General features: G+C 42.7%; 2 protein-coding genes. Both read right to left on the bottom strand.

The annotated features are described in order from the left end of the window. On the bottom strand, positions 1 to 2,016 hold a 2,016-nt coding region (locus ACQ93I_RS13225; RefSeq protein ID WP_431698914.1), incomplete at its 3' end, for an HYR domain-containing protein. A 145-nt stretch (positions 2,017 to 2,161) separates the two neighbouring features. Further along, positions 2,162 to 12,841 carry a PKD-like domain-containing protein gene (locus ACQ93I_RS13220; RefSeq protein ID WP_431698913.1) on the bottom strand — a complete coding sequence of 3,560 codons (10,680 nt, stop codon included), beginning with the start codon at positions 12,839 to 12,841 and terminating at the stop codon, positions 2,162 to 2,164. Between the last annotated feature and the right edge of the window lie 215 nt (positions 12,842 to 13,056).

The following is a 13,056-nucleotide window of genomic DNA, read 5'->3' as shown; positions in this document are numbered from 1 at the left end:
GGTGGTTTTTCCAATGCTGAAGGTTTTAGTCCCTATCTGACCTGTTCCGTTTCCTGAAGTAACACCGCTCATGGTCCAGCTCAAAATTTCCCCCGAACAGTTATCGCTAAAACTCACATTAGGAATAGCGATAGATGCGGTACACTTTCCTGTATCTGTACTCTCAAAAATGTCATTTCCGAGGGTGATTTTTGGCGCTTCATTATCGGTAACCGTAATGTCGACAGCTCCTGAAGCCGTTAATCCCGCTGCGTCGGTGACGGTGTAACTAATGGTGGTTTTTCCAATGCTGAAGGTTTTGGTGCCCACCTGACCTGTTCCATTTCCTGAAGTAACACCGCTCATGGTCCAGCTCAAGGTTTCTCCTGAACAGTTGTCGCTAAAACTCACATTAGGAATAGCAATGGAAGCGGTACACTGGCCTGTGTCTGTACTCTCAAAAATGTCATTTCCAAGGGTTATTTTTGGCGCTTCATTATCAGTAACCGTAATGTCGACAGCTCCTGAAGCCGTTAATCCGGCTGCATCGGTGACGGTGTAATTAATGGTAGTTTTCCCAATACTGAAGGTTTTAGTTCCTACCTGACCTGTTCCATTTCCTGAAGTAACGCCGGTCATGGTCCAGCTCAAGGTTTCCCCTGAACAGTTATCGCTAAAACTCACATTTGGAATAGCGATGGAAGCCGTACACTGCCCTGAATCTGTACTCTCAAAAATGTCATTTCCGAGGGTTATTTCTGGAGACTCATCATCTGTAACAGTAATCTCGACAGCTCCTGAAGCGGTTAATCCTGCTGTATCAGTGACGGTGTAATTAATGGTAGTTTTTCCAATGTTGAAGGTTTTGGTGCCTACCTGACCTGTTCCATTTCCTGAAGTAACACCGCTCATGGTCCAGCTCAAGTTTTCCCCTGAACAGTTATCGCTAAAACTCACATTCGGAATAGCAATGGCTGCCGTACACTTTCCTGTATCTGTACTCTCAAAAATGTCATTTCCGAGGGTTATTTTTGGCGCTTCATTATCAGTAACCGTAATTTCTATAGTTCCTGAAGCGGTTAATCCTGCTGCATCGGTGACGGTGTAATTAATAGTGGTTTTTCCAATGTTGAAGGTTTTAGTGCCTACCTGACCTGTTCCATTTCCTGAAGTAACGCCGCTCATGGTCCAGCTCAAGGTTTCTCCTGAACAGTTATCGCTAAAATTCACATTTGAAATAGCGATAGAAGCGGTACACTTTCCTGTATCTGTACTCTCAAAAATGTCATTTCCGAGGGTTATTTCTGGAGCCTCATCATCAGTAACAGTAATGTCGACAGCTCCAGAAGCCTTTAATCCTGCTGCATCGGTGACGGTGTAATTAATAGTGGTTTTTCCAATGTTGAAGGTTTTGGTGCCTACCTGACCTGTTCCGTTTCCTGAAGTCACTCCGGTCATTGTCCAGCTCAAGGTTTCCCCCGAACAGTTGTCGCTAAAACTCACATTCGGAATAGCGATGGAAGCGGTACACTTTCCGTTGTCTGTGTTCTTGGAAATATTGCTTCCCACATTTATTTCTGGCGCTTCTTCGTCCTTAATGGTAACCGTCATAGAATCCTGATCTGTAGAAGAATTATCGCCGATAGAAGTGAAAACAATAGTAGTTACCCCTTTTTCAAAAGTATGTGTGCCTACCTGTCCTGTACCGGAATCGCTTGTTGCACCACTCATGGACCAGGTAAGACTGTTCCCGGTAAAAGATGCTTCCGGAATATTTATGGATGCTGAACATTTGCCGGAATCGGTCCTCTTTTGAACATCAGCTGGAGCTGTGACCGTGGCATTTTCAGTATTATCATTGAAGCCAAGGGCAAAAATTCCTTTAGGCGATTCATACCAGGGAGCGGTATAATTTTCAGATGGTTGAGGGTAACTAAAGGATTTAAGATCTGGGCTCGACCAGAAGGCACCCAATACAGGGGAGCCGACTAGTAAAAATAGTATCCATATCTTAACAGGAGTAAAATATTTCTCCATACCAAACCATTAGAAATCAGGTGGTAAAAGTAGGAAAAAAAACAAAGCCTTAAATTTTTACTTTATTTTAATAGATTAAAGGCTCCAAACTTGGCTAAAGTGCATAAAGCTAAGAAAATTTTAGTAAGTATTCTTTAAAGTCGATTTACTCCAGAATTACTTTTTTGGTAATGATTCCCTGTGCTGTATGCAGCTTCAGAATATATACTCCAGCACTAAAGCGTTCTACAGGTAGCTCTTCTTTTATTGTTAACGGGATATTGTAATAGACGTGAACCTGCTGTCCTGTAAGGTTGTTCAGATAGATTCTATTGACCTTTATCAGTTCGGGATTTTTAATTAAAATGATTCTGTCTTCATTCAGGTACTGGACTTTGAAAGGCCCATCGTCTACAACAACCGGATCTTCGGGTTCTACTACAGGTGTTTCATCATCTTTAAAGACCAGTTTAAAACGATCTGTAAAGACACCTTCTTCAACTTCTATAGTATATGGTTCGTTTTTTAAATTATGAATTGTGCCTGTGATGCTGTCTTTCAGGAATATTTCCTGATCTTCTGCAATGTTACCCAATCTATCTATGCTAATCTTTACAACTCCTTGTTCTTTTATCTTCACCCCCAGCTGAAGTTCCCGCTCCACATTAAAATCTTCTACTCCCTGTATCACAAATTCGTTATTGTTAAAGTACCAGTACATATCTTCAACATTATTTTCAATAAGAGGGGCGTCATAACCCAAATCGAAGTTATCGGTAGCATTGGGATCGGCAGTGACTAAGATTTGTCGGTAATATCCTTTTGGAGATTTAAATTTCAGCCAAATACGCTGTTGTTCTGCCTTTGAGGTATTTGTACCCTCAATTCCAGAAATTTCTTTCTTTTCCTGGGAGTGAAAAACTGATTTTTTAGCATCATTTTCAGTAATAAATAGTCTTTGATTATTCCTGAAAGTAACCTGTCCGCCATGGATAGTTATATTTGAAATATTTACAATTTCAGGATCTAAGCGGGTATTGACAAAAAAGCCCTGGCCTACCGGAATGAACTGCTGCGGAATGCGCCCGCCTTCATCTTCAGTAGCATTAATCCGGTCATCTATAGCCACAGCAATTACACCGCCTGAGAGATTATAGGTAGCATAGCCGCCAATATATTCTTCGAGATAATGAGTTTTATTGGCAAAATGGGACCAGAAATAGATGGTTCCGTTAAAGACGTTGGAAGTATTTCGGCCATTGATGACGTCTCGCATATTGTCTAGAATAAATTCATCGGCATCAATAGCAGAGGGATATGGATTCCCTAAAAGATAATTTTCTCCTGTGCCCGTGGCATTCATAGTTTCCATTAAAATGGTACCGTTGTTTGGGAGCCCTCTAAAGGTATAGTTTTGTGGGTCGAGTATAGCTGCACTACCAGAGGTACCTTTCATACTGTAGCCTTCCCCCACTTGCAAAGCTCCTGTACTTCCAATATGTTCCCACCTAAAGTAATTATTTGCCGTACCATGAAACTTGTGAAGCCAGTAAGCACTCACTTTGCGCGGGTTTGTAAAACCTGCATCGGCGTGATTGTAGGCGTTGCCAAAATTGATCTTAGCGGGGGTGGGGGTTGTGCCATCCATCATAACTGTTCCTACAGAATAATCGGCGTTAAGGCTTCCGGGACTTACAGGGGAAGACCAGTAATTGTAATTATAGCTGCTGGCAGTTCCTTGTTGGTCTCTATCCAGGAAACCTGTTATTTCCCGGTTTATACCCGAAGTCTGATCTACGATACTTCCATCAGGTTGAATAAGTTGTGATTCTCCATTGAGGTCAATAATACCATCAAGCAGGAGGTAATGGGAGATAAAAAGTCTATTTCCACTTCCACCGCTCGTCCATCCTGTGGGATTCGCTCCTTCCATATCAAGTACATTACTTTCAGATAATAAGCCCAGGACTGTAATGTCCCGATTACCGGAAGTGATATGATGAGAAGTTTTTACTATGTTCCAATCAATAGTACCTGTATGCGGAGGGTCCCAAACTTCAGGGCGCAACCAGGTATCATCTGTTCCCCAAATTCCATCTTTACCAGAATAATAGGGAAGGGGTGCAGTATTCTCCTGATTCGTTTCCATATTGACTAACCTTCCCGGAGATGCTGTTGCAGCACGATCTGGGGTTAACCCATCAAGAGGCATATCTTCTGGTAAGAAAATTACTGGACTAGTGGGTAAAGGTTCGGGTGTTGCCGAGATCAGCCTGTAGTATCCTGCCAGGTCTGAATAATTCAGTCCGCCGGGTACATTCATAAGAATTTGTTCTCCCATTTGAGTGCCATTCGCAATAAGACGCTGATTCATCATAAATCTAATCTGTTCAACAGTAAGTGCTTTATTCCATAACCTAACTTCCTCTATCCAGCCCGAAAATAAATTTTGAGCTTCCCCGTTAACCAGTTCGGCTCCAATCACGGTTCGGGAACCATTCCCATTACCCAAAGCTAAATTTGATCTTTCAATTCCATCCAGGTACAATTTACCATTGGAAATTGCTATGTGATACCATCTGGAATTTGGAGTGACAGCATTTGGTGTGCTAATGTTGAAATTTGGTCCAGAGATAATAGTTCCACCGGCAACGGCAGGTCGTATCCAGGCTTCAAAACTCACTACATTATTATATGGATCATCAATAATTATGTGATCATCTTGTCCATCAAAGTCCAAAGCAATGCAGCCGGCGATAACCACTTCTAATGGACTTACATCTGGAGCACAGGTTTCCGGATTTTCATAAAGGTTACCATTTTCGTCTACCTCTGTAGGTTCAAGGATCCATGATACATTGTATGTTCCTGCTGCTGTGGTAAGAAGCGTAGCATTAGGATCATTTTCCGCCGCAATATTATCAGTGGGATTAGAATCCACTAAAGTTGCCCCTGCTCCTTCAATAGACCATTTACCCACAAAACCGTCTGGAGTGGGGTAACTGATCACGGGCTCATTCTTCCCATTTAATACTGAAGCAGAAAGTTGGGCTTCAAAATTTCCGCAGCTACCATATTCTGCTGAGACCGAGGTGGTGTATTTATCAAAAACAAAAACTTCTATGTTTTCGGCATTTTCGGCTACCTCACAGGCATTTCCGGTGGAGTCGAAAACTAATTTTGTCTTTACTTCAAAAACATTAAGACCAATTTGTTTTGGGGCATATTGAACTGAATTAGTAGTTCCAATAGGAATAACCTGTTGAGGATTTGTATAATCATTCCATTCAATAGTAACATTTCTGGGACCTTCAGGTAATTTTATACCATCTACAGCCCAAATATCACCATCTCTTGCACCGTCAAAGGTAAATTTCAATCTCAGATTGCTTTTTCCCAGGTAATTGCCGAGATCTAACACCATTTTGTTCTTAAGCCGGGATTGGGGAGTGCCGGTTCCAAAACTACTGTAATTGCCGCTGGTTGCACTTCCGCTTATGCTGAATAGAACAGTTTCATAGTTTTGTCCTCCATCTTCAGAAATTTCTACAGTTATTGTGGCTCCGGGTGTTAGGTTGTAGGCCTGATCGAAAGTTACAATTGCCTGATCCATTGCTCCTATACTAAAAATGTTCGTTTCCATGGTAGCATTGTGGTCACCTGATACCATTGCAAATCCCTTATTTCCATCTTCAATTCCGGCATCCCACCTCATAGGACTCATTGAGTATGGACTCGTATTATAATTTGCAGTATTAAAATTATGTGGAGTAGCTCTTGACCAAAAATCCTGATTGGTATTGTTAGCGTTGGTTTCGAAGTTCATATCCTTCCCATCGAGTCTAAAACGCCATCCTTTATTTTTAAGTCCTGCATTATCAAAATTCCCGTTTTCAACTGTGGGAACGCTGTTAGTGTAACCTGTTTCTGAGCTTAAGGTTACCGTATCTCCCAAACAGACAACACTTTCACTTACTGTTACGGGGCTGGGAGTTATATCTGTTGGAATAACACTCAGAATTGCAGTTTGGGAGAAAACATTAGGGCTACAGGCCCCACTACCTATTTCTACCCTAAACACTGTTGTTTCAGGTAGGTTTAAACCCTGTATTGTAGAGGCAGATAACACATTGCCGGTAAAATTTCCCTCCTCTCCGGGTATAGTGATCCATGGAGCACCGTTTATACTATATTTCCATGCCAGGATGTTTCCTGTATGACCTGATAAGGTTATGGGTAAATATCCAGAAGTCGCCCCTTCACATATCATGAAGATCCTGCCGTTGTTATTAGTATTAACAAGATCTTCAAAAGCTAATTTCCCGCCAACTGGTAATGGATCAATAACTATGTCAACCGTACTGCTAACGTCTTCACAAAGCCCTTTTCCCGAAATAGTATATGTAATCTCATGAGGGCCGGTAATGTCATCTGTTTCCGTCCAGGTAATTGCTCCTGTAGTAGCGTTAATTTTACTTCCAAGAGTAGGACTGGAGAAAGTTCCCCCGGTTTCAAAACCACTCACTACCGAAGCACTTTTTGTGGAGATGCAAAAGGACGTACTTGTGTATTCAAATGAGGGATTAGATCTCTTTTCAATGTTAATGGAGAAAGAACCTTCCACCACATCACACCCGTCGTCTTCAATTTCTACTGTGTTTGTTATGATATAACTACCGGCTTCACTGGTCATGATATCAATATTTCCCGTAGTTGTGTCAAGGGAAAGAATTGAACCTTCGGGTATAGCAGTGTAACTAAAGGTTCCTTTAACTGCACCAACTTCAGGAATAGGAATAATTGTTTGCTCAACATTGGGGTCTGAACAATATTCTGCTTCGGAATATGTGAAATCGGGGATAGGTTTTTTATTTATGGTAATAGGTGCCGTATGAGTAACTACAGCACAACCCTGGGCAGAATAATCTACAGTGTTTGTAACTTCATAGGTATCTGGTGTGCTGGCAGCAAAATCAATTTCTCCTGTCGATGCATTGACGAAAACCAGTCCTTCTTTGGAAGAACTAAAAATGCCGGCCACACCGCCATTTAAAAAAGTGGGAGAAGTATTTGATGAATCACTACAAAAAGGTGTCTCTCCGTAAGTGAATTCGGCCACCGGTTTCTCTCCTATGGTCACTTTGAAGATCTTTTCTGCAGCTGTACAACCTGCTTCCTGGGAAGTTATGGTGTAGGTATAAGTTATTGAATACTCTCCAGGGCTAGTACCATTTGGAGTAATGGTTCCAGTAGTTGGGTTGATAGTAAGAGCAGTGTCATCTACTGAAAATAAACCCGTACCATTAGTAAGATTATTTCCGGCGATATGAGGAGTGTAGGTGGTAATATCTGTTTCACAAAATTCTGTGGAAACAGCACTGTTGTCGCTGGGGAGGTAGCTGAATTCAGTTATCACTGGTTGGGCTACTATTGTTAGACTTCTAGTATCCACAGCATCTTCACATACCTGAACACCTCCAACCTCTAATTTGGCAGTTAAAGTAAATGTAAGAGTATTACCAAAATCTGCTGCCACAGGCACATAGGTAGCGCCATTCAAATCTGTGGCATTTAAAATTTGTCCCAGTCCGTTAGTAGTCCATATCAAAGTACTGTAATTTGAGGCAGTGGCCCCTGTTCCAAGATCTAAACTCGTTGAAGTACTACAAACTTCTATATCTTCTCTCGCTTCAACTTCAGGAGGTGAATAAACAGTTACTGTGGCAGGATGAGAAATAATTTGTGAACAACTTCCTTCAGGACTGCTTATTACTACATCATAATTATCGGAATCCTCAAGAGCTAAATCTTTTATAATCAAATTTGCAGTACCTGTACCCGAATACTTAGCTCCATCTGAAATTGGGATGCCATTTTTTCTCCAAACGTAGTCATAGATGTTTCCGGTGGCGACTACAGCAATTTCAACAGCACTCCCTCCAAGACAGACGGGGTAGGTAGCCTCTGGTTGACTGGTGATAATTATACTTTGATTTACTTTTAGTTCTACTTTTTTTGTCGACTGCACATCTGCACAGGGAGCAGTCCCCTTAACCAGAACCGTATATAAACCTGCATCAGAAGCAGCCACTTGTGCAATTGTCAGGGTCGGAGAGTTGGTTCCAACGGGATTTCCATCTTTTGTCCATTCATAAGTCAGACCGGTTCCTGTTGATTCTATGGAAAATTCAACCGGGAAACCTGCACAAGCTTCTACTGGTGTCGAATCATCAAGATCTGTTATAATTTCTACAGGTTCGTTCACAGTTACCGCGCCTGAAACATTACTTGTCACTGCAGGAGTACAGGTTCCGCTAACAATTACGTAGTAATATAAAGTTCCGGAAGAAGTAGTTGCCGGAGTATAAATAGAAGAGGTGGCTCCACTAATTGCAGTGCCTCCGGAATTAGTATTGGTGGAATTGCTGTACCACTGATAGGTTAGGTCTTCTCCTGTAGCTGTTACCGTTAATTCTGCGGCAGGATCCTCCAGACATAAGGTTTGCTCAGTGGTCGAAGGCTGATCAGTTATTTCCGGGACAGCATTCACAGTTACCGCTCCTGAAACACTGCTTGTCACTGCAGGAGTGCAGGTTCCACTAACAATTGCATAGTAGTATAAAGTTCCTGAAGAAGTGGTTACAGGAATATATGTAGCAGAAGTAGCTCCATTAATTGCAGTGCCTCCGGTATTAGCGTTAGTTGAATTGCTAAACCATTGGTAGGTGAGCCCCGCTCCTGTTGCTGTGACTGATAATTCTACAGCAGGATCATCCGGGCATAAGGTTTGTTCTGTGGTCGCAGGCTGAGCGGTGATTTCCGGAGGAGCATTCACAGTTACCGCTCCTGAAACACTACTGGTCACTGCAGGAGTGCAGGCTCCTTCAACAATCACATAATAATATAATGTTCCAGAGGAAGTAGTAACTGGCGTATATGTAGCAGAAGTAGCTCCGCTAATTGCAGTGCCGCCGGAATTAGCGTTAGTGGAATTGCTGTACCACTGATAAGTCAGATCTTCTCCTGTAGCTGTTATCGACAATTCTGCGGCAGGATCCTCCAGGCATAAGGTTTGCTCAGTGGCAGAAGGCTGAGCGGTGATTTCCGGAGGAGCATTCACGGTTATCGCGCCTGTCACGTTGCTGGACACTGCGGGAGTACATGTGCCGCTGACCACCACATAATAATATAAGCTTCCGGCTGTTGCTGTTGCGGGAGTATAGGAAGAAGATGTAGCACCGTTAACTGCGGTACCTCCGCTATTTGAACTAGTCGTATTGCTATACCATTGGTAGGTGAGTCCCGCTCCTGTAGCTGTTACCGATAATTCTGTGGCAGTATCCTCCAGACATAAAGTTTGTTCAGCGGTCGAAGGCTGAACAGTGATTTCCGGAGGAGCATTCACCGTTACCGCTCCTGCAACACTACTAGTCACTGCAGGCGCACAGGTTCCTTCAACAGTTACGTAATAATATAAGGTTCCTGAAGCGGTAGTTGCAGGAGTATAAGTAGCAGAAGTAGCTCCATTAATTGCAGTACCTCCGGTATTAGCGTTAGTTGTATTGCTGTACCACTGATATGTCAATCCGGTTCCGGTAGCTGTAACTGATAATGGGGTTGAAGTATCATTAGGACATACGATTTGTTCAGTGGTTGACGGCTGAGCTGTGATTGCCGGTGGAGCGTTCACGGTTACCGCCCCTGAAACGTTGCTGGTTAGTGACGGAGTACATGTTCCACTGACCACCACATAATAATATAAAATTCCGTGCGTAGTAGTTACTGGTGTATAAGTAGCAGAAGTAGCCCCATTTATCGCAGTACCTCCGGTATTAGAATTGGTTGTATTGCTATACCATTGGTATGTTAATCCGGCTCCTGTGGCTGATACAGATAATTGTGTGGCAGCAGCATTTAGACATAATATCTGTGCAGTTGTTGAAGGCTGAGCAGTGATTGCAGGAGGTGCGTTCACTGTTAGAATCATTTTATCAGATAGTTGAGCGCAATTAAAATTCCCTGTAGTTTTTGTACTTGTGAGAGTTAGGGTAATTGAGCCTATGAAATCCTTTGAAGGAGTAAAAGTAGGATTTTTGGCTTTTATGTTGCTAAAAGAACCACTTCCAGCAGGACTTACAGTCCAGGTTGGGGCATTTTGACCACCACTATTTATATACCCACTATAATCTGAGTCAGTTATACTATAACTTCCATTCATACAAATGGAAGTATCCGCGCCTGCATAGACGGAGGCAGCCTTTTCAATAGTGACCGGCAAGGTAGTAGAACTACTTCCACAAGCATTCATCGCTGTTGCCACCAGATTATATGTTCCTGCATTTAAGTTACTATTATTAATTGTAATGGAGTTAGTTTCCGCTCCGGCCGTAATTACCCACCCGGTTGGCAATGTCCAGTTATAGCTGGTGACATTTGGATCTGAGGCCACCTTATAAACCAGACCAGTATTTGGTGGACAAAGTAGAGTAGTATTTACTGGCCCACCCTGTGTTGGAACAGGATCGAAAACAGGAGTTGCAGGAGGTGTATACCCTTTAATCGTTATTACATTACTGGTTGCAGTAACAGGTGATCCACAGGTGGCATTAGAGGTCATTACCACTGAAATTTGAGAACCATCAGCTAAGGAAGAAGCAGTGTAAGTTGCACCTGTCGCGCCGGAAATGCCTGAACCATTTCTTCTCCATTCATATGTTGGAGAAGCTCCACCATGAACCGGTGTGGCAGTAAATGTTACGGGAGTTGAGCCAGAGGCTGTTGAGGTACAAATATCAGTTGAAGTTGATGAGATGGTAACAGAAGGTATAAGAGTCGGGTTCACAGTCACAGTAATTGTATATGGCTCACCTGCACAATTTTCTGCATTAGCTGTAGGGGTAACAATATACTCTACGGTCCCTGCTGTTGAGTTGCTGGGGTTGATTAAGGTCTGATTTATTGTTGATCCATTTCCCGCACTTGCACCTGTAATACCTCCCGTAACGGTTCCAACGGTCCATGAAAATGAACCTGGAGTAGAAGCAGCCAATGAAATATTAGGTCCGAAGCCACTACATACTGTTGCGGAATTTGCTGTTGTTACAGTAGGTTTTGGATTTACCGTTACTGTAATAGTATAGGGTTCCCCTTCACAGCTTCCTGTAGTAGCTGTGGGTGTTACGATATATTGTACTGTCCCAGCTGATGAGTTGCTGGGGTTGGTTAGGGTCTGATCTATTGTTGATCCATTTCCTGCACTTGCACCTGAAATATTTCCTGTATTGGATCCCACGATCCAGGAGAAAGTACTGGGTGTAGATGCAGTCAATGGAATATTAGGACTTGCACCACTACATACTGTTGCAGAGTTTGCTGTTGTTACAGTAGGTTCCGGATTTACCGTTACCGTAATTGTGTAAGGTTCCCCTTCACAACTTCCTGTAGTAGCGGTAGGGGTTACTATATACTGAACAGTCCCTGCTGTTGAGTTGCCTGGATTGGTTAGGGTCTGATTTATTGTTGATCCTGATCCTGCACTTGCACCTGAAATATTTCCTGTATTGGATCCTACAGTCCAGGAGAAAGTACCCGGTGTAGATGCAGTCAATGGAATATTAGGACTTGCACCACTACATATTGTTGCAGAATTTGCTGTGGTTACAGTAGGTTTCGGATTTACCGTTACCGTAATTGTGTAAGGCTCCCCCGCACAGTTTCCTGTAGCGGCAGTAGGTGTTACGATATATTGAACTGTGCCTGCAGATGAACTACTTGGGTTCGTGAGAGTCTGATTAATGGTAGATCCCGAACCCGCACTTGCACCTGTGATACCTCCCGTAATGGATCCTACTGTCCAGGAAAACGTACTTGGTGTAGAAGCAGTCAAAGGGATGTTTGGACTGGTCTCACTGCATATGGTTGCAGAGCTGGCAGTAGTTATGGTAGGTTTCGAATTTACTGTTACTGTAATTGTATATGGTGCACCTGTACAACTTCCTGCATTAGCGGTTGGTGTTACCACATACTGAACTGTGCCTGTTGTATTACCTGTATTCGTGAGGGTCTGATTAATTGTAGATCCCGAACCGGCACTTGCCCCTGTTATTCCTCCGGTGATAGAACCTACTGTCCAGGAAAAGGAACTCGGTGTAGAAGCACTTAAAGAGATATTCGGACTTGTTCCACTGCATACTGTGATTGAGTTGGTTGTTGTTACCAACGGTTTTGGATTTACCGTAACCGTAATTGTGTAAGGGTACCCTTCACAATTTCCTGTCGTAGCAGTAGGTGTGACGATATACTGAACTGTCCCTGCAGCTGAACTGCTGGGATTGGTTAAAATTTGATTTATTGTCGATCCCGATCCTGCACTTGCACCTGTTATACCTCCTGTGACGGTTCCTACTGTCCAGGAAAACGAGCTGGGTGTAGAAGCATTTAAAGCAATATTAGGTCCGGTTCCACTGCATATTGTTGCTGTATTTGCAGTAGTTACTGTGGGAATTGGGTTCACAGTTACTGCAAGAGAATTACTCGTCAAAGGTGTAGCAAGACAATCGGCTGTAACAACCACTCTAACAGTATGTCCATCCTGAAGAGTATTACCAGTAAAAGTATTGGAAGAAGTTTTTGAACCCTCATTTACCCCATTAACCTGCCATTGGTATAGAAGATTTGTACCAGTTCCATCCAGGGCGGCGGTAAATTCCACAGGTTCCCCTGCACAAATCGTTGTTCCCGGTGATGCAGTGATATTTACAGACGTAGGACATTGTCCCCACCCCAAAATCGAGGTAAGAATAAAAGCCCAAAAAGTGAAAACTTTTAAGAATAGTTTTTTAACCATATTCACAGCATATTGGGGAAGGGGGAGTTAAGACCGAGGGGTGTCTTAACAGTCTAAGGTACTGCGAATTAACTTAAATTATCAGGGCTTTCGGCTAAAGGCCGCAAAAAACGTCCAGAGGTGAGGATTTAACTTATTATATTTTAATTTAACTTTCTGTATGTAAGAATTTTATGATAAAAACTCTTGCATTAGCAAAGGTTTAAAAAAGTCAA

It is taken from the genome of Salinimicrobium sp. WS361 (assembly GCF_050750585.1).
Taxonomy (GTDB): Bacteria; Bacteroidota; Bacteroidia; order Flavobacteriales; family Flavobacteriaceae; genus Salinimicrobium.
This window is presented reverse-complemented; position numbering and strand designations above follow the sequence as displayed.